We start from the raw sequence: 23,761 nt of genomic DNA on the forward strand, positions 1-23,761 counted from the left end.
AGTACGCGGGTCTGGGGCCGGCACACCGAGAGCACGCACCTGACGCCGCGCGGCCGCCCTTCGGGCGACGACGCGAATTGTCAGACAGGCCCTAGCCCCGGCTAGCCCCGGCGCAGGCGCAGTCCCACGAGGCCGAGGGCCAGGCCGAGCCCGATGAGCACCAGGCCGCTGCCCAGGGGCAGCACCCGCAGCAGGGGCTCGGCGGCGGCCCGGGTGGGCGCGCCGCTCCGTGACGGGGACCGGGACGGGGTGGCCGGGAGCACCTCCGCCGCCTCGGTCCGGCCGGGCGGCACGGCGGTGGCCGGGTCCTCGGGGACGCCGTCGCCGCCGTCCCCGTACCGGCCGGCGTCCTCGTCCGCGCCGTCCCGCTCCGGCGCCCGCTCCTCGGCGCGACCGGGCCGCTGCCTTCCCTCACCCGGCCGGTTCGCGGCCCGGGAGGGCTCGGGGCCGGGCTCGGTGCCGGACGCCGACGGTGAGCGGGAAGGGGACGGGGAAGGCCGGGAGGGCTTGGGCGAACCACGCCCCGCGGTGCCGGCCGGGCGGGAGTCCTCGGCGGGCCGGGAGGCGGATCCGGCGTCTGGGCGCTCCGTGCGGTCGTGGCCGTCGGGGCGCCGGGGACGTTCGTGACCGCCTCGCCCGTCATGGGTGCCGGAGCCGTCCGGGACGGTGGCCGCCCCCGGTGCGGAGGCCTCCGGTGACGGCGCCGCCGTGTACGGCGTCACCACCGCCGGGAACCCGGCGCCGTGGGCCGGCCCCGCCCCGTACGGCGCCACCACCGCGCCGACGCCCAGGGCTCCCACCAGCCCCGTCGCCCGCAGTGTGCGCAGCCATGGAGTCACGTCCGTGACCCCCTCCCGATGATGAGCAGTCGTGGAAAGCGTCGTGAAGACCGACGCGACAAGGCCGACGCGCAAGACCGACGCGCAAGGCAGACGCGCAAGGCAGACGCGCAAGGCAGACGCGCAAGGCAGACGCGCAAGGCAGACGCGCAAGACCGACGCGCAAGATCGACGGGACAAGCCTCACACCGGTCGGCGACACCGGCATTCCGGGCGCCGCCGAACGCGTCGGGGCGGTTTCCGCGGGGGGCACCGCCCGCCCGGGGACCCCGGGTGCGAGACAATGGCGGCATGGAGATGCCGAGGAACGACAGGTCGCCGGAGAACCCCCAGATCCTGGTCGTCGGCCAGGACGGAATGGCGCTCAGCGGCGGCGGGGACGACGACTCCCGCGAGATTCCGGTGACCGAGCAGGTGGAGCAGCCCGCCAAGGTCATGCGGATCGGCAGCATGATCAAGCAGCTGCTCGAAGAGGTGCGGGTCGCCCCCCTGGACGAGGCGAGCCGGGTCCGGCTCAAGGAGATCCACGCCAGCTCGGTGAAGGAGCTGGAGGACGGTCTGGCCCCGGAGCTGGTGGAGGAGCTGGAGCGGCTCTCCCTGCCCTTCACGGACGACGGCACCCCGACCGACGCGGAGCTGCGGATCGCGCAGGCCCAGCTGGTCGGCTGGCTGGAGGGCCTCTTCCACGGCATCCAGACCACGCTGTTCGCCCAGCAGATGGCCGCGCGTGCCCAGCTGGAGCAGATGCGCCGCGCGCTTCCGCCGGGCGCCGTCCCGGAGGGCGAGGAGCCCCCGCACCCGGGCGGCCGTTCCGGCGGCCCCTACCTGTAGGACGACGGCCTGCGCACGACGGCCTGCGCACGACGACCCACTGCGGAACGACGACCACCGACACCGCGAAGGGCCCGGCAGCACACGCTGCCGGGCCCTTCGGCGTCAGCCGCCCGTCACCTCACGGGCTCATTCGGACGGCGGGTTGCCCGTCGAGACCTTGAGCTGGATCTCCGGCATGTTCTCCGGGTCGACGTCCGTGCCGGCCGTGGGGAACTGGTCCCGGACCGAGCCCTCGCCGTAGGTGTTCTCGTCGACCTCGACGACCTTCATCTGCCAGCCCGCGGCGTTGAAGCACTCCTTGACCGAGCCGATGTACTTGAACGTGAAGTCCGGCACCTGGATCTTCTCGGGGTCGTTGTACGACTCCTGCGGCTCGGTGCACTTGTCCTTCTCGATCGTCTTCTCCTTGTCGGGCCCGCGATAGCCCGCCGCCTTCGACGGCGACGCGGAGACCGACGCGGTGGAGGAGCCGCCGCCACCGGCTTCCGGGTCCTCGTCCCCGCCGCCGTTCATCAGCAGCGCGCCGATCAGTCCGCCGACGGCCACCACGGCGACCACGATCGAGCCGATGATCACCGGCTTGTTGCTCCTGCCGCCGCCCGGGGAACCGGAGCCCTGGGCCGACGGCGTCAGGTTGTACGGCGGGGGTGTGGCCGCGCCCTGCTGCTGCGCGTACGGCGCCGGGGCGGGCGTCTGGTAGCCCGCCTGCTGCGGATAGCCGTACGCCGGCGAGTGTGCCGCCGGGGCCGGGGTGCCGTACGGGTTCGGGCCGGGGGACGGCGTCGGCTGGTACGGCGTCTGGACGGGGCCCGTGGGTGCCGGGGCACCCTGGCCGACCGGCGGGAACACGGCGGAGCCGACGCCCGCGCCGCTCGACGTCTGGGCGCCGGGCACGATGCTCGGCGGGGCCGCCTGGAAGGAGGCCGCCACCCGCAGGCACTCGTCGCGCATCGCCTCGGCGCTGGGGAAGCGTTCGTTGGGGTTCTTCTTCAGCGCCCGGGCCACCAGCGCGTCCACCGCCGGGGGCAGCGCGCGGTTCACGGTGGACGGGGCGACCGGCTCCTCCTGCACGTGCGCGTACGCGATCGCCAGCGGCGAGTCGGCGTCGAACGGCAGGCGCCCGGTGACCAGTTGGAACAGCATGATGCCGACCGAGTACAGGTCGGAGCGGGCGTCGACGCCGCGGCCGAGGGCCTGCTCAGGCGAGAGGTACTGCGGGGTGCCGACGACCATGCCGGTCTGCGTCATCGAGGTCACGCCGGACTGCATGGCGCGGGCGATGCCGAAGTCCATCACCTTGACCACGCCGCGCTTGGTCATCATCACGTTGCCCGGCTTGATGTCCCGGTGGACCAGGCCCATCTCGTGGCTGATCTCCAGGGCGGCCAGCACGTCCGCGGTGATCTTCAGCGCCTTGTCGGCGGGCATCGCGCCCTGCTGCCGCACGTCCTCGTCGAGCACGGAGCCCAGCGGCCTGCCCTCGACGTACTCCATGACGATGTACGGCGTCGTCATGCCGTCCAGATCGTCCTCGCCGGTGTCGAAGACCGAGACGATGTTGGTGTGCGTGAGCTTGGCCACGGCCTGGGCCTCGCGGCGGAAGCGCTCGCGGAAAGCCTGTTCGCGACCCAGCTCGGTGTGCAGCGTCTTGATCGCGACCTGGCGGTCGAGGACCGAGTCGTACGCCAGGTGCACGGAGGCCATGCCGCCCTCGCCGAGCAAGTCGCGCAGCTGGTAACGGCCGCCGGCGAGCGCCCGCCCCGCGTACCGTCCCTGTCCGGCGGCGTCCTGGCTCATGTCTCTGCGTCCCCCATAGACGGCGGGCGCCGGTGGCAGCGGCACGCGCGCTTGTGATCGAAAGTGCTATTCCCGGCCAAGTCTGCCCCAGGGCACCGACACGTCAAGCGCGGTGCCCGTTCCGTGACCGTACGCGAAAGAAGCGTCGCGGAAGCGTTACAGCCGGCGTACTGCCGCTACACGGAATTTGCACGAGAGTACGGAACCAGGGTTTCATGACCGGTCCGTCTCATGTCCGGTCCCGGCGCCCATCTCGGACCGGAGGCCCCCGCGAAGGCTGTAGCGTGGCCGACGGAGACCGTAACAACACCGCGCGTACCGCGGGCAGAAACGACGGCGAGGACTGATGGCACAGCAGCAGCGCGCCCAGGGCCCGTCCGAACCCGAGGCATCTGGCGGCGGTATGTCTGACGCGCCGGAGAACTGGGGCAACGGCGGCCTGGTCGGCGACGGCCGGTACCGGCTGACCCGCAGGCTCGGGCGGGGCGGCATGGCCGAGGTGTTCGCCGCCGAGGACGTCCGCCTCGGGCGCACCGTGGCGGTCAAGCTGCTGCGCGCCGACCTCGCCGAGGACCCCGTCTCCAAGGCCCGCTTCACGCGCGAGGCACAGTCCGTGGCCGGCCTCAACCACCACGCCATCGTGGCCGTGTACGACTCGGGCGAGGACGTCGTCGGCGGCCAGTCCGTGCCGTACATCGTGATGGAGATCGTCGAGGGGCGCACCATCCGCGACCTCCTCCTCAACGCCGAGGCGCCCGGCCCCGAGCAGGCGCTGATCATCGTCTCCGGTGTCCTGGAAGCACTGGCCTACTCGCACCAGCACGGCATCGTGCACCGCGACATCAAGCCCGCCAACGTCATCATCACCAACGCGGGCGCGGTCAAGGTGATGGACTTCGGCATCGCGCGCGCCCTGCACGGCGCCCAGTCGACGATGACGCAGACCGGCATGGTCATGGGCACCCCGCAGTACCTCTCCCCCGAGCAGGCCCTCGGCAAGGCCGTCGACCACCGCTCCGACCTGTACGCCACGGGCTGCCTCCTCTACGAACTCCTCGCACTGCGCCCGCCGTTCACCGGCGAGACCCCGCTGTCGGTGGTCTACCAGCACGTGCAGGACATCCCGACGCCCCCGTCCGAGGTCTCCGACGCCACCCCGCCGGAGCTGGACGGCCTGGTGATGCGCTCGCTGGCCAAGGAGCCCGACGACCGTTTCCAGACCGCCGAGGAGATGCGCGGCCTGGTCCAGTACGGGCTGCAGATGCTGTACGAGCAGGGCGGCCACACCGGCACCTGGAACACGGGCCCGGTCGCCGCGCACGACGGCCGGCACACCCCGTCGGCCGGCCTGGCGGGTACGACGGTGATGCCGCACCCCGACCACCACGGGGCGTCCGGCACCCAGCAGATCCCCCAGCCGATCCTGCCGAACGGCTACGGCGGGGGCGACGACGGCGGTTTCGAGGGCCATGGCAACAAGGGCAGCGGCCGCGGCAAGCTGTGGATACTGGCCGTCTTCGCGGTGATCGCCATCGCGGCGGGCGTCGCGCTGGCCCTGAACAACGGCGACGGCGGCAAGGGCGGCACCGAGACGGACAAGAGCCCGTCGGCGACCACCTCCCAGAGCACCGGCGAGGAGTCGCCGAGCTCCACGCCCAGCGACGAGGCGACGCAGGAGACCACCGATCCGGGCACCGAGCAGGGCTCGGGCGGGGGCGGCTCGGGCGACGGCGACTGGGACCGGCCGTACACACCGACGTGGACGCCGTCGGAGACCGCGACGGACGATCCGACCGGGGACCCGACCGGCGGGCAGACCGCACCGTCCTCGCCATCGGGCGAGACCCCGGGCGGCGGTGAGACCGAGCCGGGCGGCGGCGGTGAGACCGAGCCGGGCGGCGGTGGCGAGACCCAGCCCGGCGGCGGTGAGACTCAGCCGGGCGGCGGCACCGAGGGTGCGGGCGGCTCGGACGGCGGCGAGTGAGCCCGACCGGCCCGCGTCACAGCGGCCCCGCCGACCCGTCCGTGAAGTGCACCGTGCCGAACTGCGGGTCGACGCGCAGGTAGGCGGGCTCGAAGGGCTCGCCGTCCACCCGGTCCGGCGTCGGACCGAACCGCTCCAGCTCGGCGGTGCTCGGCTCGTGGGTCTCGCACCGGCCCACGACCTGCACGGTCCACAGGCTCTCGCCGGGCCGCGCGGAGGTCAGGTTGTCCGCTCCGTAGGCGACGACGCTCCCGGCGCACACCCGGTGGTACCCCCAGCTCCTCGGCATGCGCAGCAGGACCCGGCCGTCGGCCACGATGTGCCGCGCGTGGGCGAGGAAGGGCAGGGCGCGCAGGGTGGTGGCCGCCCGGCCGTAGGCGGTGCGGCCGAGCAGGCCGACGGCGAGCTGTTCGTCGGAGGGCATGGTCTCACTGTGCGGGAGCCCGGGGCCCGGGAACAGGGCCGCCCGCCCCGGCAGGAGGGGACGTAAGTCCCGAGTAAGTCGTCCCGGGCAAGCCCGGAGCGCGCCCGAGCCGGGGGCAGCACGCGTCAGCGGTTCTCGGCCTCCAGGCGGGCCACGAAGGCGGCCGCCTGGGAACGCCGCTGCATGCCGAGCTTGCCCAGCAGGCTCGACACGTAGTTCTTGATCGTCTTCTCCGCCAGGTGCAGCCGCTCGCCGATCGCGCGGTTGGTCAGTCCCTCGCCGATCAGGTCCAGGATGCGGCGCTCCTGTTCGGTGAGGTGGGCCAGCCGGTCGTCGGGCTTCGCCCCGCCGTCGCGCAGCCGCTCCAGCACGCGCGCGGTGGCCGCCGGATCGAGCAGCGACTTCCCGGCCGCCACCTCCCGCACGGCGCCGAGCAGCTCGGCGCCGCGGATGTCCTTGAGGACGTAGCCCGAGGCGCCCGCCATGATCGCGTCGAAGAGGGCCTCGTCGTCGGCGAAGGAGGTCAGCATCAGGCAGCGGACGGACTCGTCCCGGGAGCGGATGTCCCGGCAGACCTCGACGCCGCTGCCGTCGGGCAGCCTGACGTCCAGCACCGCGACGTCCGGGCGGGTGGCCGCGACCCGGGCCTGTGCCTCGGCGGCCGTACCGGCCTCGCCCACCACCTGGATGTCGGCCTCGCCGGCGAGCAGATCGTGCACCCCGCGCCGGACCACCTCGTGGTCGTCGAGGAGGAATACCCGGATTTTTCGGTCTTCGCGCACGCGGTCAGTGTCACACACCGACTCTTCCCGTGCCCGGGGTGGCCGGGATAACGTGCCGTTGTTCCGGCCCCCTGCAAGGCTGTGACCAGTAAAACTTCCGCCCTTCGCCGATTTACTTGGAAATCCGAGTAAAAACGCAGGTCAGGAGGGGTTTCACAGAAATGTGGAGCACTGGGTAACGTGCTGTTCGCAGGGCGCTCGCCGGGGCACCTGTCACGCCTGTTCCCGATCGGGCCGCACCCACCCTTGTGCGTCCGCCGGGCCGCAGGTGAGCCGCACTGGCTTCCGGCGAACCCGGGGGCCGGACCGACGGAGGAGCACACGTGACCGAGAGCACTGCCGCGCGCAAGCCGCGACGCAGCGCCGGAAGCAAGGCGGCCGGCACCACCGGCACCAAGGCGGCCGGGACCACCGGCAGCAAGGCCGGCACCGGCAAGCGCACGACTCGCACCACCAGCACCACCCGTAACGCTGCCAGGAAGGGCTCCGAGACGGAGCTGGTGCAGCTGCTGACGCCCGAGGGCGAGCGCGTCGAGGACGCCGCTTACGCCGAGTACGCCTCGTACGTCGCCGACATCACCCCGGACGAGCTGCGCGGCCTGTACCGCGACATGGTGCTCACCCGGCGCTTCGACGCCGAGGCCACCGCCCTGCAGCGCCAGGGCGAGCTGGGCCTGTGGGCCTCCCTGCTGGGCCAGGAGGCCGCCCAGATCGGCTCCGGCCGGGCCACCCGCGAGGACGACTACGTCTTCCCGACCTACCGCGAGCACGGCGTCGCCTGGTGCCGCGGGGTGGACCCGACCAACCTGCTCGGCATGTTCCGCGGTGTGAACAACGGCGGCTGGGACCCCAACAGCAACAACTTCCACCTCTACACCATCGTCATCGGCTCGCAGGCGCTGCACGCCACGGGCTACGCGATGGGCGTGGCCAAGGACGGCGCCGACTCGGGCGTGATCGCGTACTTCGGCGACGGCGCCTCCAGCCAGGGCGACGTCAGCGAGGCGTTCAACTTCGCCGCCGTCTACAACGCCCCCGTGGTGTTCTTCTGCCAGAACAACCAGTGGGCGATCTCCGAGTCCAACGAGAAGCAGACCCGGGTGCCGCTCTACCAGCGCGCCCAGGGCTTCGGCTTCCCCGGCGTCCGCGTCGACGGCAACGACGTGCTGGCCTCCCTCGCGGTCACCCGCTGGGCGCTGGACCGGGCCCGGCGCGGCGAGGGACCGGCGCTGATCGAGGCGTACACGTACCGCATGGGCGCCCACACCACCTCGGACGACCCCTCCCGCTACCGGCACGACGACGAGCGCGCCGCCTGGGAGGCGAAGGACCCGATCCTGCGCCTTCGCCGCTTCCTGGAGTCCGCAAACCACGCGGACGAGGGATTCTTCGCGGAACTGGAGGCCGAGAGCGAGACGTTGGGCAAACGAGTGCGCGAAGTGGTCCGTGCCATGCCGGACCCGGACCGGTTCGCCATCTTCGAGAACGTGTACGCGGACGGGCACGCGCTCGTGGACGAGGAGCGGGCCCAGTTCGCCGCTTACCAGGCATCGTTCGCAGAGGCAGAGGGGGTCTGACATGGCAGCGGAAAAGATGGCGCTGGCGAAGGCGATCAACGAGTCGCTGCGCCGCGCGCTGGAGTCGGACCCCAAGGTCCTGATCATGGGCGAGGACGTCGGCAAGCTCGGCGGTGTCTTCCGGGTCACCGACGGTCTGCAGAAGGACTTCGGCGAGGACCGGGTCATCGACACCCCGCTGGCCGAGTCCGGCATCGTCGGCACCGCCATCGGTCTGGCCCTGCGCGGGTACCGGCCGGTGGTGGAGATCCAGTTCGACGGCTTCGTCTTCCCGGCCTACGACCAGATCGTCACCCAGCTGGCGAAGATGCACGCCCGCTCGCTGGGCAAGGTCAAGATGCCGGTCGTCATCCGCATCCCCTACGGCGGCGGCATCGGCGCGGTCGAGCACCACTCCGAGTCCCCCGAGGCCCTGTTCGCGCACGTGGCGGGCCTGAAGGTGGTCAGCCCGTCCAACGCGGCGGACGCGTACTGGATGATGCAGCAGGCCATCCAGAGCGACGACCCGGTGATCTACTTCGAGCCCAAGCGCCGGTACTGGGACAAGGCCGAGGTCGACGCGGAGGCCATCCCCGGCCCGCTGCACACCGCGCGCGTGGTGCGCGAGGGCACCGACCTCACGCTGGCCGCCTACGGCCCGATGGTGAAGCTCTGCCAGGAGGTCGCCGACGCGGCCGCCGAGGAGGGCCGCTCCCTGGAGGTCGTCGACCTGCGGTCGATCTCGCCGGTCGACTTCGACACGATCCAGGCGTCGGTGGAGAAGACCCGCCGCCTGGTCGTGGTCCACGAGGCGCCGGTGTTCCTGGGCTCGGGCGCGGAGATCGCGGCCCGGATCACGGAGCGCTGCTTCTACCACCTGGAGGCCCCGGTGCTGAGGGTCGGCGGCTACCACGCGCCGTACCCGCCGGCCCGCCTGGAGGAGGAGTACCTGCCCGACCTGGACCGGGTACTGGATGCCGTCGACCGCTCGCTGGCGTACTGAGGAGGGGAGCGTGACGACGATGACGGACAGCTCCGTGCGTGAGTTCAAGATGCCCGACGTGGGCGAGGGGCTCACCGAGGCCGAGATCCTCAAGTGGTACGTCCAGCCCGGTGACACGGTCACCGACGGCCAGGTGGTGTGCGAGGTCGAGACGGCCAAGGCCGCCGTCGAACTGCCCATCCCCTACGACGGCGTGGTCCGCGAGCTGCACTTCCCCGAGGGCACGACGGTCGACGTGGGTACGTCGATCATCGCGGTGGCCGTCGGCGACGGCGCGGCGGCGGCCGCGGAGCCGGTGCAGGAGGCCGTGGCGGAGGAGCCCAAGCCGGAGGGCCGCCAGCCGGTCCTGGTCGGGTACGGGGTCTCCACCTCCTCGACCAAGCGCCGCCCCCGCAAGGGCGCTCAGGCCCCGGCCGCCGCGCAGGCGCCGTCGGCGGCGATCCAGGCCGAGCTGAACGGCCACGGACCCGCGGCACCGGCAGCATCCGCGGCACCGGCCGCGCCGGTCACCGGCGAGCGCCCGCTGGCCAAGCCCCCGGTGCGCAAGCTCGCCAAGGATCTCGGCGTCGACCTGGCGACCGTGGTCCCGTCCGGCCCGGACGGCATCATCACCCGCGAGGACGTGCACGCGGCGGTGTCGGCCACCACCCCGGCCGCCGAGCCGGAGGCGGCCCCCGCGGCCGTCGCGCCCGCCCCGTCCCCGACGGCGGCCCCGGCGTCGTACGACACGACGCGCGAGACCCGTGTCCCGGTCAAGGGCGTGCGCAAGGCGACGGCGGCGGCGATGGTCGGCTCGGCCTTCACCGCGCCGCACGTCACCGAGTTCGTGACGGTCGACGTGACGCGCACGATGAAGCTGGTCGAGGAGCTGAAGCAGGACAAGGAGTACACGGGCCTGCGCGTGAACCCGCTCCTCCTGATCGCCAAGGCCCTCCTCGTCGCGATCAAGCGCAACCCGGACATCAACGCGTCCTGGGACGAGGCCGCCCAGGAGATCGTGGTCAAGCACTACGTCAACCTGGGCATCGCCGCCGCCACCCCGCGCGGCCTGATCGTCCCGAACATCAAGGACGCCCACGCCCAGACGCTGCCGCAGCTGGCGGGATCGCTCGGCGAGCTGGTGTCGACGGCCAGGGAGGGCAAGACCTCCCCGGCCGCCATGCAGGGCGGCACGGTGACCATCACCAACGTCGGCGTCTTCGGCGTCGACACCGGTACGCCGATCCTCAACCCGGGCGAGTCCGCGATCCTCGCGGTCGGCGCGATCAAGCTCCAGCCGTGGGTTCACAAGGGCAAGGTGAAGCCGCGTCAGGTGACCACCCTCGCCCTGAGCTTCGACCACCGCCTGGTCGACGGCGAACTGGGCTCCAAGGTCCTCGCCGACGTGGCGGCGGTCCTGGAGCAGCCGAAGCGGTTGATCAGCTGGGCATGAGAGCCACGAACCGACTAGGTTCATGACGGAGGGGCGCCGCAAGCTCGAGTTGCGACGCCCCTTCTGCGGTGTCGTACCGGGGTCAGACCTGGTGCAGCACGTACACCGGTGCCCCGTCCTCGGCCCCGCCCCGCGAGCGGATGCAGGCGTGGGTGCGCAACAGCCGCAGGCATTCGTTGACCCGCCGCACGGAGAGCCCCGTACGGGCGGCGATCGACTCCAGCGGCTCCCGCAGCTCACCCTTCTCGACGAGCACCGGCGCGATCACCTGGGCGACCGTCCACACGTCCTCGGTCACCGACAACCGCTGCCGCCAGTCGGCCAGCACGGACTCCGTGGTCGGTGGCGGGGCGAGGCGGCCGCGGGGCGCCCCTTGGTGGAGAACCAGGGTGTCGAACCGGTCCGCGATGCGCTCCAAAGCGTGCACCATCGCCTGCTGCACGGCGAGGGTGGCCTGTTGAGCGGCGAGGGTGGCCTGCTGCGTGGACAGCATCTCCTTCTGCAACGCGATCGACGTACGTTGCCCCTCCGCCAACTCCTCGTCCAGCTTCAGGTTGTGCGCCTCCAGCCGGACGATGGCCTCGGCCACCTGGTCCGGCATGGCGTAGGCGATGGGGGCACCGGGTTCGACGGGCTGCACCTCGGCCTCGTCCAGAGAGTACGTACCCTCGCGCTGAACCGTCTCGATGACTTCGGCGACCCACTGCTTGAAGGGGGCGCAGGCCGGTTTGGTGCAGGCGTTGACGAGGAGGATGAGACCTTGCAGATCGATGAGTTGCAGGTCTCGTCGCCAACTCCTACCTGCGGGAATGCTGAGACTGTGACTTCCAGTCACAGTCTCGAGACTGTCTCGATGTTCCTCCGGGACGTGATCGAGGAGCGCCTTCCGGGTCGTGGTGTACCCCAACTCCTTGCACACGTCCACCGCCGGAAACCAGTGGCTTCCCCCCGGCATGGTCAGCCTTCGCACCCGGGCACCGGTCGCCGCGTAGACGAAGTCGCTGGCGTCGATCGCGTCGTTCTGGTTGGCGAAGTTCTTTCGTTCGCTTGGTTCGTGCATGTGAACCACCTCCTTCGCGGAACGTAGGTCGGAGCCAAGGGCATATGCCAGCTGGATCCGCTGATGTTCACGACTGCGAGCGAAGATGATCGAAAAGGCTGCGGCGGTCGCCGATGGGCGTGTATGCCCCCGAGGTCGTTGGGCTCAGCCCCGGGTCCGCTTCGTGCGCAGCGTGTTGAGGAGGGCCGCGCCGCGTTCGGCGTCGTCGATGCTGAGGGCGAAGTCGGTTCGGCGGCCGCGGGGGCGTATGACCAGGCACTCGCCGGCGCGCAGCATCACCGTGGTGCCGAGGCCGCTGAGGCGGTAGCCCCAGCCGCCGACCTCGGCGGGGCGGCGGACCTCCATCCGGGCCGTGTCGATGTCGCCGGGTGTCCAGCGGCGTCCGGGCCAGCCGAGCGGGCCGAAGGAGACCTCCAGGCCCCGCTCCGAGACGCGGGCCTGGACGGAGGAGAACACGGCGCAGGCGAGGGAACCGGCGGCGCAGCCGGCGAACAGCGCCCACAGGGCGCCCGGCGCGGCCAGGCCGCCGATCAGGGCGACGAGCGCGCCCACGGCCACCAGGCCGATCGCGGCCGCCAGCAGCTGGAGCCAGGGGTTGGCGGTGCGGGAGAACCAGACCATGCGCCGGCCCTCGGGGATGTCCAGCGCGGGGGTGCCCTCGTCGGGCGTCGTGGTGTCGTCGGAGGCGCCGCGCCGCCGGGAGACGAGCAGCCAGGCGGCCACTGCCGCGACCACGGCCGCGACGAGGATCGCGACGACCCACCAGGTGGGCTGACGGGCCTCGTGCCAGTCCGCGCGGTCCAGATTGGCCCGGATGACCGCGGCCTGCGCGCCGGTGAGGACGATGCCCATGGGGAGCAGGGTCAGGGTGGTCCAGGGACGGGCCGGCGGGCCCGCCCGCATCAGGGGGACGGTGACCGCGGCCGCCGTCACCAGCCAGATCAGCGCGGGGACGAGGGACGCCGCCCACAGGGGCATCGAGCCGTTGGGCGCTTCGCCGTTCAGGCCCCAGTGGGTCGCCAGCCGGTCCGGCAGCCGGTTCCACGCCAGCAGCGGCATCGCGGCGAGCACCGCTGTGACCCCGGCTGTCCAGACCGCCGCCGTCGCACGCCGTGCCGCTGTCGTGTCCCTCATGGCATCCCCCTGATCATGTCGATGAGATCGGTCCTGCTGTAGCCCAGCCGAGCCGCCTCGGCGAGCAGTTCCCGTACCCGGATCTGCAGTTCGGAGTGGGGCCGGGCGCCCTCGGCCACCGTCACCCCCCGGCCCCGGCGGAACTCCAGCAGGCCCTCGTCCCGCAGGCCGCGCAGGGCGCGCAGCACGGTGTTGACGTTGACGTCCAGGGCCTCGGAGAGGTCGCGGGCCGAGGGCAGGCGGTCCCCGGGGGCGCACTCCCCTTCGGCGATGGCGCGCCGGAGGGCGCCGGCCACCTGTTCGTGCAGGGGGCGGGTGTCGGTCTTGTCCAGACTCAGCAGCATGGTGCTAATGAAACTATCACCATGCATTTCATCCGTACAGCGAGAAGGGCCCGTCGCGTCGGCGGCGGGCCCTTCGGCGGGGTGTCGGGGTTACTTCGCGAAGGCGTAGTTCATGAGCTTTGTGGCGTCCTTGGCGCGCTGCGCCGAAGACGAGGACGCCAGCACCGTGCCGATCACCGTCTTCCCCTTCCGGGTCGCGGCGAAGACCAGGCAGTACTTGGCCTCCGGTCCCGACCCGGTCTTCACGCCGATCGCTCCGCTGTAACTGCCCAGCAGTGTGTTGGTGTTGGTCCAGGGCGCCATTGTGCGGGTGCCGCCCTTCTTGGTCTTCGTCTTCGCCGTGTACTTCTTGGTCTTGACGATGGTGCGGAAGGTGGAGTTCTTCATCGCGCTGCTCGCGATTTTCGTGAGGTCGCGCGGGGTGGAGTAGTTCTTGCCGTTGCCGATGCCGTCGAACGAGTCGAAGTGGGTGTTCTTCAGGCCGAGGCTCTTGGCGGTCGCGTTCATCTTGCCGATGAACGACTTCACCCGCGCCGCCCGCGTCTTGCCCGAGCCGAACTTGTCGGCCAGCGCGTACGCGGCGTCGCAGCCGGAGGGCAGCATCAGCCCGTACAGCAGCTGGCGGACCGTCACCTTGTCGCCGACGATCAGGCGGGCGGACGAGGCGTTCTTCGACACGATGTAGTCGCTGTACGCCATCTGGATCGTGACCTTGGCGTCCAGGTTCAGCTTCGGCTGGGACAGGACGACCTTGGCGGTCATGATCTTGGTTGTGGAGCCGGTGGACCGCTTGGTGTCGGCGGCCTTGGTGTAGAGCGACTTGCCGGTCGCGTTGTTCATCACGAAGCCGCCCTTGGCGGCGATCGAAGGCACGGCGGCGGCCCGCACGGGTGCAGCGAGGGTGCGCTCGGGTGCGGCGACGGCGCGCTCGGGTGCGGCGGCCTGCGCGGGGGCGGCGGCGAGGACGCCGGTGGCGAGGACGGCGGCGCCGGTCAGGGCGGCGGCGAGGGCCCTGCGCGGACGGACGGATGCGGTGGCGCCCGGAATGGCATTCATTGAGTTGATTACCCCGATTATGGTGAATTCCCCTGGAGTGCGGCCGAGTTGTGGTCGACGGAGCGGTGGCCGCGACAGTCCGACACCCGAGGGAGGCGAATGGTTGCGCGGCGGGGCCGGGGGAGACCTCCGGTTCCCTCCGAGGGGTGAGCGGGGCGAGTCGGCGTCCGGATGCTGGACCGGATCCCTCTTGTGTCCCTGTTGTATCTATCCTGTCGGCATGACCACGGCAGTGAAGCAACCCCCCGCGGCGGACCGCGTCTACACCCACGTCAAGCAGGGCGTCCTGGAGCGCCGTTACGAGGGCGGGACGCTGCTCACCGAGGGCGAGCTGGCCGAGGCCGTGGGCGTCTCCCGCACCCCGGTGCGCGAGGCGCTGCTGCGGCTGGAGGTCGAGGGGCTGATCCGGCTCTACCCCAAGAAGGGCGCCCTGGTCCTGCCCGTCTCCGCGCAGGAGATCGCCGACGTGGTGGAGACCCGGCTGCTGGTCGAGGAGCACGCGGCCAGGAAGGCCGTACCCGCCCCGCCGGGGCTCGTGGAACGGCTGGAGGAGCTGCTCGCCCGGCAGAAGGAGGAGGCCGCCGCCGGTGACTTCGCCGCCGCCTCCGTCACCGACCGCTGCTTCCACGCCGAGATCGTCCGCAGCGGCGGCAACGAGATCCTCTCCCGCCTCTACGACCAGCTCCGCGACCGCCAGTTGCGCATGGGCGTCGCCGTGATGCAGTCCCACCCCGACCGGGTCGCCCACACCCTCGCCGAGCACGAGGAGATCCTCGACGCGCTGCGCGCCGGGGACGCCGAGGCGGCCGTCGCCGTGGTGGGCCGGCACGTGGGCTGGTTCTCGAACCTGGCGCGGGGGGAGGTCCGATGAGTACGGCCACCTCGGCCGGCCGCGCCCTGCCCGGTGACCCGCCGGGAGGCCGGCGCGCGATCGCCGTGTGGGGCATCGGCGTCTCCGTCTACTTCGTCGCCGTCATCTTCCGTACGTCCCTGGGGGTCGCGGGACTCGACGCCGCCGACCGCTTCCACGTCAACGCGTCCGCGCTGTCCACCTTCTCCATCCTCCAGCTGCTGGTCTACGCCGGCATGCAGATACCCGTCGGCCTGCTGGTCGACCGGCTCGGCACGAAGAAGGTGCTGGGCCTCGGCGTCGTGCTCTTCACGGCGGGGCAGCTGGGCTTCGCCTTCTCCTCTTCGTACGGCATGGCGCTGGCCTCGCGGGCGCTGCTGGGCTGCGGGGACGCGATGACGTTCATCAGCGTGCTGCGGCTGGGCACCCGCTGGTTCCCCGCCCGGCGCGGGCCGATGGTGGCGCAGCTCGCCGGTCTCGTCGGCATGGCGGGCAACCTGGTCTCCACGCTCGTCCTCGCCCGGCTGCTGCACGGCATCGGCTGGACCGCGGCGTTCGCGGGCAGCGCGCTGGCGGGTGCCGTCGTCTTCGTCCTGCTGCTGCTCTTCCTCAAGGACCACCCCGAGGGCCACGAGCCGGAGCCGCTGCCGCACCAGGGGGCCGCGTACGTACGGCGGCAGATCGCGCTGTCCTGGCGGGAGCCGGGGACGCGGCTCGGGCTGTGGGTGCACTTCACCACCCAGTTCCCGGCGATGGTGTTCCTGCTGCTGTGGGGGATGCCGTTCCTGGTCGAGGCGCAGGGGCTGTCCCGCGCCACGGCCGGCACGCTGCTCACCCTCGTCGTGCTGTCCAACATGACGGTCGGTCTGGTCTACGGCCAGGTCATCGCCCGGCACCACGCGGCGCGGCTGCCCCTGGCCCTCGGCACGGTGGCGGCGACGGCGCTGCTCTGGGCGGCGACGCTGGCCTACCCGGCCGAGCACGCGCCGATGTGGCTGCTGGTGGTGCTGTGCACGGTGCTGGGGGCGTGCGGGCCGGCGTCGATGATCGGCTTCGACTTCGCGCGGCCGGCGAATCCGGCGGAGCGGCAGGGGACGGCGTCCGGGATCACCAACATGGGGGGCTTCGTGGCGTCGATGACCACGTTGTTCGCGGTGGGGGTGTTGCTGGACGCGACGGGGGACGACTACGGGGTGGCGTTCTCGTCGGTGTTCGTGTTGCAGGCGCTCGGTGTCACGCAGATTCTGCGGTTGCGCAAGCGGGCCGCGCTGCGGGAGCGGGAGCGGTTGGTCGCGAGCCGGGTGGAGACGGTGCACGTGCCTGTGTAGGCACCGGCGTGGGTGCGGGCCGGGCTGGGGGCTGCCGCCCCCAGAGCCCCGCTTCGGCCTGAACGGCCTCGTCCTCAAGCGCCGGACAGGCTAGAAGCTCACTGCGTCACCGTGAAGTTGCGCAGGATCGCCGCCGTCAGGTCCGGGTCGCCCTCGGTCTTGATGCGGTCCGCCGCCGCCTCCGGGGTCACCCGGCCGCAGGCCAGGCGGAAGTACGTCTCCCAGTCGAGGGTGAGGGTGGCGGCGGGGCCGAGGGCCGGGGACGATTCGAGGGTGCCGCGGCCCTGGATGTCGACGCGGATGGTGCGCAGGAACTCGACCGGGCCGTGCACGTCGAAGACGACGGCCGAGCTGCGCGGCGCGTCCGCCCGCTCGGCGACGACGGCGGGCAGCTCGCCGAGCAGCACGTCACGGGCGACGTGCGCGCCGGGGGAGTCGAGGTTGCCGGGGCGGCCGAGGGCCGTGCGCAGGTCCTGTTCGTGCGCCCACACGTCGAAGGCGTGCCGGCGCATCGCCTCCTCAAGGGTCAGCTCGGTGCCGAGCGGGCCGCGCACCTTCGTGCCGGGGTCCCGCGACTCGTTCCGCAGCTGGCGGTTGCGCCGGATGACCATGTATTCCAGCTCGGAGGTCATCTCCGGCGCCGTGTGGTGGCGGCGGACGTCGACCTGCATCTCCATGTAGCGCTGGTGGTCGTTGGTGACGTGGTACAGGTCGCGCGGGAGGGTGTGGATCGGGCGGGGGTCGCCGAGCATCTCGGAGTCCAGGCCGAGGACGTGCGAGACGATGTCGCGCACCGACCAGCCGGGGCAGGGCGTGCGGCGGTTCCACTCTGCTTCCACAAGCGGCTGGACCAGCTCGGATATCGCCTCGATGGAGTGAGTCCAGGCGTCGGCGTAGGGCTGGAGGGCGGGATGCAGACTCACGGAACGGGACCCCTCGGCGGTCGGTACACGGGCGGTTGGTGGCGGCGGTGCCAGTGGCGGTGGCGGCAGTCGGCGGGTGTCTTGGAACGCTAAGTTACGCTGCTGTGCGGCACCCCGGCAGTGCTTTCGTGTGACGATCGTAGGCCCGTGTGGACGGCTCGAATGCCAGGACGGTGGTAGTGTGCGCGCCTCTTTGATTCAAATCGCCGTGAACGAGGACGAAACGGTCGAAGCGCGTCGCGTGCGGGCGGCGGCTCTGGTAAGGGAGCAGGCGGGCGCCGACCTCGTCGTGCTGCCGGAGCTGTGGACCACGGGCGCGTTCGCCTTCGAGGAGTTCGACGCGGCGGCCGAGCCGCTGCGCGGGCCGACGTACGAGGCGATGGCCAAGGCGGCGAGCGACACGGGCGTGTGGCTGCACGCCGGGTCGGTCCCCGAGCGCGGCCCGGACGGACGGCTCTACAACACCTCGCTCGTCTTCTCCCCCGCCGGTGATCTCACCGCCTCCTACCGCAAGATCCACCGCTTCGGCTTCGACAAGGGCGAGGCCGTGCTGATGGGCGCGGGGCGCGAGCCGGTGACGGTCCGGCTGCCGGACACCACCCTCGGCGTGGCGACCTGCTACGACCTGCGCTTCCCGGAGCTCTTCCGCTCCCTCGTCGACGCAGGTGCCGAGATCCTCGTCGTCCCGGCGGGCTGGCCCGAACGCCGTCGGGCCCACTGGACGCTCCTGGCCCAGGCGCGGGCGGTGGAGAACCAGGCCTTCGTGCTCGCCTGCGGAACGGCCGGGACGCACGCCGGGGTTCCGCAGGCCGGTCACTCGATCGTGGTGGATCCCTGGGGCGAGGTGCTCGCGGAGGCCGGTGCGGACGAGGAGGTCCTCACGGTGGAGTTCGACCCGGAGCGGGTGGCGCGGACCCGGGAGCAGTTCCCGGCCCTGAAGGACCGGGTGCTGGGTCTGGAGCCGCCGCGCGGCTGAGCACGTTGGGTGAGGGGGCGTCGCACACCGTGTTTGGCGCCCCGTCGCGCCGCCCAGACTTCCGGGTATGGCATGCACCACTACCTCCGCCATCCGCCGCGTCAGGGTGGAACCCGCCGGCGCCCACTTCGCGTCGGCGTTCGCGCTCCCGCTCGCCGGGCTGCCCCGCCGGACGGCCGAGGAGTGGGCCCGGGGCACCTTCGAGGACACTCCCGTGCTGCTGCGAGCCCTGCTCCGGGCGGGCTGGTCGGGCGTGCTGGGGCTGCGCCTGGGACCGAGGGTCTCGGCGCGGCACGTGATCGGCTGGCGCACGGTCGAGTCCGGGCCGGACCGGATCGCCGTGGAGGCCCACGCCCCCTCGCTGACCGCCCGCAACGTCGTGACCGTCGACGACGCGCGGCTGGTCTGGGCGACGTACGTGAACTTCGAGCGCCGGACCGGCCGGGTGCGCTGGTCGCTGGCCGCGCCGGTGCACCACCTGGTCGTGCCGCTGCTCCTCGGCCGCGCCGTCCGCCGCACGGCGTGAGGAGCCGCCGGTCCGCCGGTCCTCAGTCGTCCTCCCGCTCCTTCTCCGCCAGGTGGATCACGCACACCGTCAGGGCGATCAGCAGCGCCGGGTCCGCGTCGTCCCGTACGACGTCCACGCCGTAGGTGTCCCGGAGGGTCAGCCAGCGCCGGGAGGCGACGGCCAGCAGTTCGCCGTCGTACTCGATGGCGAACTCCCGGTCGAGGATCTTGCCGCTGACGTCCAGTTCGGTGCCGTCGGCCAGGACGACCCGGTAGTGGTTGCGCAGCAGGGAGAGACGTTTGCGCTTGATGCGGGCCAGGGGCTCGCCGGCCCGTTCGATCACCATCGTGTCGCGCAGGGCGAACATCTTCTGGTGGATGTCGATGAGCACGTGCCCCTGGGCGTCCTTCAGCTCCCAGGTGTCCCGCAGCCGCATCGCCTTGCCGTCGACGAGGAAGACCTTGTTGCCGTGGTCGTCCTCGATCCAGTAGTCGTCACCGATACCGAGGAGCCGGTCGTACACGAGGAATCTCATGCTCTGACCGCTTCCCCGCCGGCCGCCGCGGAACCCGGACGGTAGGCCGACAGGCTGAGTGCGGAGTGGTGCGCGCGGCCGGCTCAGGCGCCGTAGCCGTTGTGGTAGCCGTCCTGCGTGTGGTGGGGCCGGTCCTCGACGACCGGGGTCGACGGCGGCATCACGACGCGGCGGCGCCGGGCGATGCTGCTGAACGTCGCGACGCCGATCAGGCCGACGACCATGAAGATCACACCGACCAGGTCGAGGTTGACGCCCTGCATGTCCCAGTCGGTCGCGAACGTGAGGATGGCTCCCACGGCGATGAGGATGATGCACCCGCCGAGGCCCATGAGTGTTGCCTCCCTGTCAGATCCGGTCGGTTCCGGGTTTCCGGCCGATCCGGTTCCGTGCGGGTACCCCCGGCTTCAACCCTCATGCCGTGGGGCGGGGTTGTGCCCTCCCGGCTACGGCTGGAGGAAGGCCACCAGCGCGTTGGCCAGCAGGTGCGGGTCGTCGGCGCCGCACAACTCCCGGGCGCTGTGCATCGACAGGATGGCCACGCCGATGTCGACGGTGCTGATGCCGTGCCGGGCCGCGGTGATGGGTCCGATGGTGGTGCCGCACGGCATGGAGTTGTTGGAGACGAAGGTCTGGAAGGGGATGTCCGCCTTCTCGCAGGCGGCGGCGAACACGGCGCGGCCCGAACCGTCGGTGGCGTAGCGGTTGTTGACGTTGACCTTGAGGATGGGGCCGCCGTTGATCCGCGGGTGGTGCGTCGGGTCGTGCCGTTCCGCGTAGTTGGGGTGGACGGCGTGGCCCGTGTCGGAGGACAGGCAGACCGTGCCGGCGAAGGCACGCGCGCGGTCCTCGTAGGTGCCGCCGCGGGCGAAGACCGAGCGCTCCAGCACGCTGCCGAGCAGCGGTCCGTCGGCGCCCGTGTCCGACTGGGAGCCGGTCTCCTCGTGGTCGAAGGCGGCCAGCACGGGGATGCAGGGGAGGTCGGCGCCGGAGGCCGCGACCGCGGCCAGGGCGGCCGTCCCGGCGTGCACGGACAGCAGGTTGTCCATCCGCGGGCCCGCCAGCAGCTCCCGGTCGCGGCCCAGGTACGCCGGGGGCTCCACGGAGTGCGTCATCAGGTCCCAGCCGGTGACCTCGCCGCGGGCGAGGCCCGCCTCGTCCTCCAGGAAGGCGATCAGGTCGCCGTCGCGCACGGGGTCGCCCAGGCCCCAGACGGGCTGGAGGTGGCGCTGTTTGTCGAGCTTGAGGCCCTCGGTGGAGACGTTGCGGTCCATGTGGATGGCGAGCTGCGGGACGCGCAGCAGCGGGCGGTCCACGTTCACCAGGCGCGTCGAGCCGTCGCGCAGCGAGAGGCGGCCGGCCAGGCCCAGGTCCCGGTCCAGCCAGGAGTTCATCAGCGGGCCGCCGTAGATCTCCACGGCGACCTGGCGCCAGCCGTGCGCCCCGGTGTCCGGGCGGGGCTTGACGCGCAGGTTGGGGGAGTCGGTGTGGGCGCCGACGATGCGGAAGGGGGTGTGCGCCGCGGCGCCCTCCGGGACGTACCAGGCGACGATCGCACCGCCGCGCAGCACGTACTTGCCGCCGCTTGTGCCCTCCCAGGCGTCGGTCTCCGCGACCTGGCGGAAACCGGCCTTCTCCAGCCGCGCGGCGGCGCTCGCCACGGCGTGGTACGGGGTCGGGCTCGCCGACAGGAAGGTCATCAGGTCGTCGGTGTGGCCGCGGTCGAAGCGGGAGGGTGCGCTCATGGGGTTCACCTTAACGACGTGCGAGGGCCCGCTTCCCGTCTGGCGGGAGCGGGCCCTCGTGGGGGTGTGCGGAACGGGCTTTTAGTGTGGGGCCCGTCCTAGAAGGCGGCCTCGTCCAGCTCCATCAGGTCCAGCTCGACGCCCTGGGCGACCTTGCGGGCCAGCGTGAGGCCGGGCAGGACGTTCGCGGCGAAGAACTTCGCGGCGGCGATCTTGCCGGTGTAGAAGGCCTTGTCCTTGGCGGAGGCGGTCGGCAGCTTCTCGGTGGCGATCGCCGCGCCCTTGAGGAGCAGGTAGCCGACGATCACGTCGCCGGAGGCCTGGAGCAGGCGGGTGGTGTTGAGGCCCACCTTGTAGATGTTCTTGACGTCCTGCTCGGTGGCCGCGAGGTCGGTGAGCATCAGGCCGACGATGGCCTCCAGCTCGACGGCGGCCTTGGCCAGGTGCTCGCGGGCGCCGGACAGCTCCTCGCCGCCGGTGGCGAGCGCCAGGAACTTCTTGATGTCCTCGGCGAGCGAGTTCAGCGCGGCGCCCTGGTTGCGGACGATCTTCCGGAAGAAGAAGTCCTGGCCCTGGATCGCCGTGGTGCCCTCGTACAGGGTGTCGATCTTGGCGTCGCGGATGTACTGCTCGATCGGGTACTCCTGGAGGAACCCGGAGCCGCCGAAGGTCTGGAGCGACTGGGCGAGCTGCTCGTAGGCCTTCTCGGAGCCGTAGCCCTTGACGATCGGCAGGAGCAGGTCGTTGAGGGCGTGCTCGGCCGAGGCGTCCTCGCCGTTCGCCTCCTTGACCTGGATCTCGTCCTGGACGGAGGCGGTGTACATGACGAGCGCGCGCATGCCCTCGGCGTACGCCTTCTGCGTCATCAGGGAGCGGCGGACGTCCGGGTGGTGCGTGATGGTGACCTTGGGGGCCGCCTTGTCCATGAAGTTGGCCAGGTCGGGGCCCTGGACGCGCTCCTTGGCGTACTCCAGGGCGTTGAGGTAGCCCGTGGAGAGGGTGGAGATCGCCTTCGTGCCGACCATCATGCGGGCGAACTCGATGATGCGGAACATCTGGCGGATGCCGTCGTGCTTGTCGCCGATCAGCCAGCCCTTGGCGGGGTGGCGGTCGCCGAAGGTCATCTCGCAGGTGTTGGAGGCCTTCAGGCCCATCTTGTGCTCGACGTTGGTCGCGTAGACGCCGTTGCGCTCGCCCAGCTCGCCGGTCTCGAAGTCGAACTCGTACTTCGGGACGAGGAAGAGGGACAGGCCCTTGGTGCCCGGTCCGGCGCCCTCGGGGCGGGCGAGGACGTAGTGGAGGATGTTCTCCGACATGTCGTGCTCGCCGGACGTGATGAAGCGCTTGACGCCCTCGATGTGCCAGGAGCCGTCGGCCTGCTCGACGGCCTTGGTGCGGCCGGCGCCGACGTCCGAACCGGCGTCCGGCTCGGTGAGCACCATGGTGGAGCCCCACTGCTTCTCGACGGCGATCGAGGCGATGTGCTTCTGGACCTCGTTGCCCTCCTCGAAGAGGATGCCCGCGAAGGCGGGGCCCGAGGAGTACATCCACACCGCCGGGTTGGCGCCCAGGATCAGCTCCGCGTACGCCCAGATCAGGGAGCGCGGCGAGGTGGTGCCGCCGATCTCCTCGGGCAGGCCGAGCCGCCAGTACTCGGAGTCCATGAAGGCCTGGTAGCTCTTCTTGAAGGAGGCCGGGACCGGCGCGGTGTTGGTCTCCGGGTCGAAGACCGGCGGGTTGCGGTCGGCGTCGGCGAAGGACTCGGCCAGCTCGTTCTCGGAGAGGCGGGTCAGCTCCTCCAGCACGCTCTTGGCGGTGTCGGTGTCCATCTCCGCGAACGGGCCCGTGCCGTAGACCTTGTCACGGCCGAGCACCTCGAAGAGGTTGAACTCGATGTCCCGGAGGTTCGGCTTGTAGTGCCCCATGGCGACGCTCCCTTGAGAGATCGGCGAGGCACTCGCTCCTCGCATCCGTACACGTACCAACTAGTAGCTACGATGATGCTACCCGTCGGTAATAAGAAGCAACCCCGGGCCGCCCATCTGTGACTCGTTACTCGTTACTCTGTGCTGCATGTACGGCTACGACCAGACCGCGGGCCAACAGCAGCAGCAGTACGCCCCGCCCCCGCAGCAGCCGATGGGCGGCGGGTACGGGCAGCAGCCGCCGCTGTACCCCGAGCCGTCCCCGCCCTCGCTCGCGGACGCGGTGCGCGCCTTCACCACCGGCCAGATGTCCGCCGAGGACTTCCAGCAGGTCTTCGCGACCTCGAAGGTCTACTGCCCGCGCGGCGACAACCCCGGCTTCCTCGCGCTGCACAACACCCAGCAGCCGGTGATCCCGATGTTCACCGGCCTGAAGGAGTTGCGCCGGTACGCGGGCAAGGAGTCGAAGTACTTCGTGATCACCGGCGCGGAGGTGATCGACCTGCTGCCGACCGGCTACGGCTTCGTCCTGGACATGGAGGGCGAGCACCGGATGGTGTTCGACGCCAAGGCTGTCGAACAGATGGTCGATTTTGCTATGCGCCGCATGTACGGCTAGCACCGCCGAACGGATGCTCGTGAGCCCGGAGGGAATGACCTCCGGGCTTTCGTGGTTCCAGGTGACAAGAAGTTCAATGCTCAACTAAAGTGGGGCGCACGCCGCCC

Annotated in this window: 23 protein-coding genes; 10 read left to right on the forward strand and 13 right to left on the reverse strand. The window is 71.4% G+C overall.

The annotated features are described in order from the left end of the window. Positions 1–101: 101 nt before the first annotated feature. Positions 102–839 (reverse strand): hypothetical protein, encoded by a 738-nt coding sequence (locus ACFYZ3_RS18850; RefSeq protein ID WP_388518766.1) that lies wholly within the window; start codon positions 837–839, stop codon positions 102–104. A gap of 291 nt (positions 840–1,130) precedes the next feature. Here ACFYZ3_RS18850 and ACFYZ3_RS18855 point away from each other — a divergent pair, with 291 nt between their 5' ends. Next, positions 1,131–1,670 (forward strand): bacterial proteasome activator family protein, encoded by a 540-nt coding sequence (locus ACFYZ3_RS18855; protein ID WP_003975113.1) that lies wholly within the window; start codon positions 1,131–1,133, stop codon positions 1,668–1,670. A 129-nt stretch (positions 1,671–1,799) separates the two neighbouring features. On the opposite strand, the gene ACFYZ3_RS18860 is transcribed toward ACFYZ3_RS18855, so the two are convergent. Continuing rightward, a complete protein-coding gene (locus ACFYZ3_RS18860) occupies positions 1,800–3,470 on the reverse strand; it encodes a protein kinase (protein WP_388518769.1) in 1,671 nt (556 codons plus the stop codon). Between the two features lie 346 nt (positions 3,471–3,816). Here ACFYZ3_RS18860 and ACFYZ3_RS18865 point away from each other — a divergent pair, with 346 nt between their 5' ends. Beyond that, positions 3,817–5,454 carry a protein kinase gene (locus tag ACFYZ3_RS18865; protein ID WP_388518772.1) on the forward strand — a complete coding sequence of 546 codons (1,638 nt, stop codon included), beginning with the start codon at positions 3,817–3,819 and terminating at the stop codon, positions 5,452–5,454. A gap of 16 nt (positions 5,455–5,470) precedes the next feature. On the opposite strand, the gene ACFYZ3_RS18870 is transcribed toward ACFYZ3_RS18865, so the two are convergent. Beyond that, positions 5,471–5,878: a hypothetical protein gene (locus ACFYZ3_RS18870; protein ID WP_106518357.1), complete on the reverse strand. Its 408-nt coding sequence runs from the start codon at positions 5,876–5,878 to the stop codon at positions 5,471–5,473. 125 nt (positions 5,879–6,003) lie between these two features. Then, a complete protein-coding gene (locus tag ACFYZ3_RS18875; RefSeq protein ID WP_388518774.1) occupies positions 6,004–6,660 on the reverse strand; it encodes a response regulator in 657 nt (218 codons plus the stop codon). A gap of 323 nt (positions 6,661–6,983) precedes the next feature. Between ACFYZ3_RS18875 and pdhA the strand changes: the two genes are divergently transcribed. The 3 genes from pdhA to ACFYZ3_RS18890 are packed head-to-tail and all read left to right on the forward strand — an operon-like array spanning position 6,984 to position 10,651. After that, entirely contained in the window at positions 6,984–8,237 is a 1,254-nt protein-coding gene (pdhA, locus tag ACFYZ3_RS18880; protein ID WP_388518777.1) for a pyruvate dehydrogenase (acetyl-transferring) E1 component subunit alpha, read from the forward strand. A 16-nt stretch (positions 8,238–8,253) separates the two neighbouring features. Then, a complete protein-coding gene (locus tag ACFYZ3_RS18885; protein ID WP_388519591.1) occupies positions 8,254–9,219 on the forward strand; it encodes an alpha-ketoacid dehydrogenase subunit beta in 966 nt (321 codons plus the stop codon). Between the two features lie 10 nt (positions 9,220–9,229). Continuing rightward, positions 9,230–10,651, forward strand: coding sequence for a dihydrolipoamide acetyltransferase family protein (locus ACFYZ3_RS18890; protein ID WP_388518779.1), 1,422 nt, complete (start codon positions 9,230–9,232; stop codon positions 10,649–10,651). A gap of 82 nt (positions 10,652–10,733) precedes the next feature. Here ACFYZ3_RS18890 and ACFYZ3_RS18895 read toward each other — a convergent pair whose 3' ends face one another. The 4 genes from ACFYZ3_RS18895 to ACFYZ3_RS18910 all read right to left on the reverse strand — a co-directional run bounded on the left by ACFYZ3_RS18895 (position 10,734) and on the right by ACFYZ3_RS18910 (position 14,245). Beyond that, positions 10,734–11,711, reverse strand: coding sequence for a Bro-N domain-containing protein (locus ACFYZ3_RS18895; protein ID WP_388518782.1), 978 nt, complete (start codon positions 11,709–11,711; stop codon positions 10,734–10,736). A 144-nt stretch (positions 11,712–11,855) separates the two neighbouring features. After that, positions 11,856–12,845: a DUF1648 domain-containing protein gene (locus tag ACFYZ3_RS18900; RefSeq protein ID WP_388518785.1), complete on the reverse strand. Its 990-nt coding sequence runs from the start codon at positions 12,843–12,845 to the stop codon at positions 11,856–11,858. After that, positions 12,842–13,189 (reverse strand): GntR family transcriptional regulator, encoded by a 348-nt coding sequence (locus ACFYZ3_RS18905; RefSeq protein ID WP_003975124.1) that lies wholly within the window; start codon positions 13,187–13,189, stop codon positions 12,842–12,844. The genes ACFYZ3_RS18900 and ACFYZ3_RS18905 overlap by 4 nt, the downstream gene beginning before the upstream one ends. A 90-nt stretch (positions 13,190–13,279) precedes the next feature. Beyond that, positions 13,280–14,245 carry a D-alanyl-D-alanine carboxypeptidase family protein gene (locus ACFYZ3_RS18910; RefSeq protein ID WP_388518788.1) on the reverse strand — a complete coding sequence of 322 codons (966 nt, stop codon included), beginning with the start codon at positions 14,243–14,245 and terminating at the stop codon, positions 13,280–13,282. 220 nt (positions 14,246–14,465) lie between these two features. On the opposite strand from ACFYZ3_RS18910, the gene ACFYZ3_RS18915 reads away from it, so the two are divergent. Next, positions 14,466–15,116, forward strand: a complete 651-nt coding sequence (locus ACFYZ3_RS18915; protein ID WP_361014003.1) for a GntR family transcriptional regulator — start codon at positions 14,466–14,468, stop codon at positions 15,114–15,116. Beyond that, on the forward strand, positions 15,113–16,423 hold the full coding sequence (locus tag ACFYZ3_RS18920; protein ID WP_388518792.1) for a nitrate/nitrite transporter: 1,311 nt from the start codon (positions 15,113–15,115) through the stop codon (positions 16,421–16,423). The genes ACFYZ3_RS18915 and ACFYZ3_RS18920 overlap by 4 nt, the downstream gene beginning before the upstream one ends. A gap of 98 nt (positions 16,424–16,521) precedes the next feature. Here ACFYZ3_RS18920 and ACFYZ3_RS18925 read toward each other — a convergent pair whose 3' ends face one another. Then, positions 16,522–17,346, reverse strand: coding sequence for a maleylpyruvate isomerase family mycothiol-dependent enzyme (locus ACFYZ3_RS18925; protein WP_388518795.1), 825 nt, complete (start codon positions 17,344–17,346; stop codon positions 16,522–16,524). A 181-nt stretch (positions 17,347–17,527) separates the two neighbouring features. On the opposite strand from ACFYZ3_RS18925, the gene ACFYZ3_RS18930 reads away from it, so the two are divergent. Then, complete coding sequence (locus ACFYZ3_RS18930; protein WP_388518798.1) at positions 17,528–18,322, forward strand: carbon-nitrogen family hydrolase; 795 nt, start codon at positions 17,528–17,530, stop codon at positions 18,320–18,322. Between the two features lie 67 nt (positions 18,323–18,389). Beyond that, positions 18,390–18,848: a DUF2867 domain-containing protein gene (locus ACFYZ3_RS18935; protein ID WP_388518801.1), complete on the forward strand. Its 459-nt coding sequence runs from the start codon at positions 18,390–18,392 to the stop codon at positions 18,846–18,848. Between the two features lie 22 nt (positions 18,849–18,870). On the opposite strand, the gene ACFYZ3_RS18940 is transcribed toward ACFYZ3_RS18935, so the two are convergent. The 4 genes from ACFYZ3_RS18940 to ACFYZ3_RS18955 all read right to left on the reverse strand — a co-directional run bounded on the left by ACFYZ3_RS18940 (position 18,871) and on the right by ACFYZ3_RS18955 (position 23,035). Further along, a complete protein-coding gene (locus tag ACFYZ3_RS18940) occupies positions 18,871–19,365 on the reverse strand; it encodes an LURP-one-related/scramblase family protein (RefSeq protein ID WP_388518804.1) in 495 nt (164 codons plus the stop codon). Positions 19,366–19,448: 83 nt separating this feature from the next. Then, positions 19,449–19,697, reverse strand: a complete 249-nt coding sequence (locus ACFYZ3_RS18945) for a DUF6458 family protein (protein WP_052836626.1) — start codon at positions 19,695–19,697, stop codon at positions 19,449–19,451. Positions 19,698–19,811: 114 nt separating this feature from the next. Next, a complete protein-coding gene (locus ACFYZ3_RS18950; protein ID WP_388518807.1) occupies positions 19,812–21,110 on the reverse strand; it encodes a M18 family aminopeptidase in 1,299 nt (432 codons plus the stop codon). A gap of 98 nt (positions 21,111–21,208) precedes the next feature. Beyond that, positions 21,209–23,035 (reverse strand): acyl-CoA dehydrogenase, encoded by a 1,827-nt coding sequence (locus tag ACFYZ3_RS18955; protein ID WP_388518810.1) that lies wholly within the window; start codon positions 23,033–23,035, stop codon positions 21,209–21,211. 148 nt (positions 23,036–23,183) lie between these two features. Between ACFYZ3_RS18955 and ACFYZ3_RS18960 the strand changes: the two genes are divergently transcribed. Further along, positions 23,184–23,654: an SseB family protein gene (locus ACFYZ3_RS18960; protein WP_159324998.1), complete on the forward strand. Its 471-nt coding sequence runs from the start codon at positions 23,184–23,186 to the stop codon at positions 23,652–23,654. Positions 23,655–23,761: the final 107 nt, after the last annotated feature.

It is taken from the genome of Streptomyces sp. NPDC001599 (genome assembly GCF_042893535.1).
Taxonomy (GTDB): Bacteria; Actinomycetota; Actinomycetes; order Streptomycetales; family Streptomycetaceae; genus Streptomyces.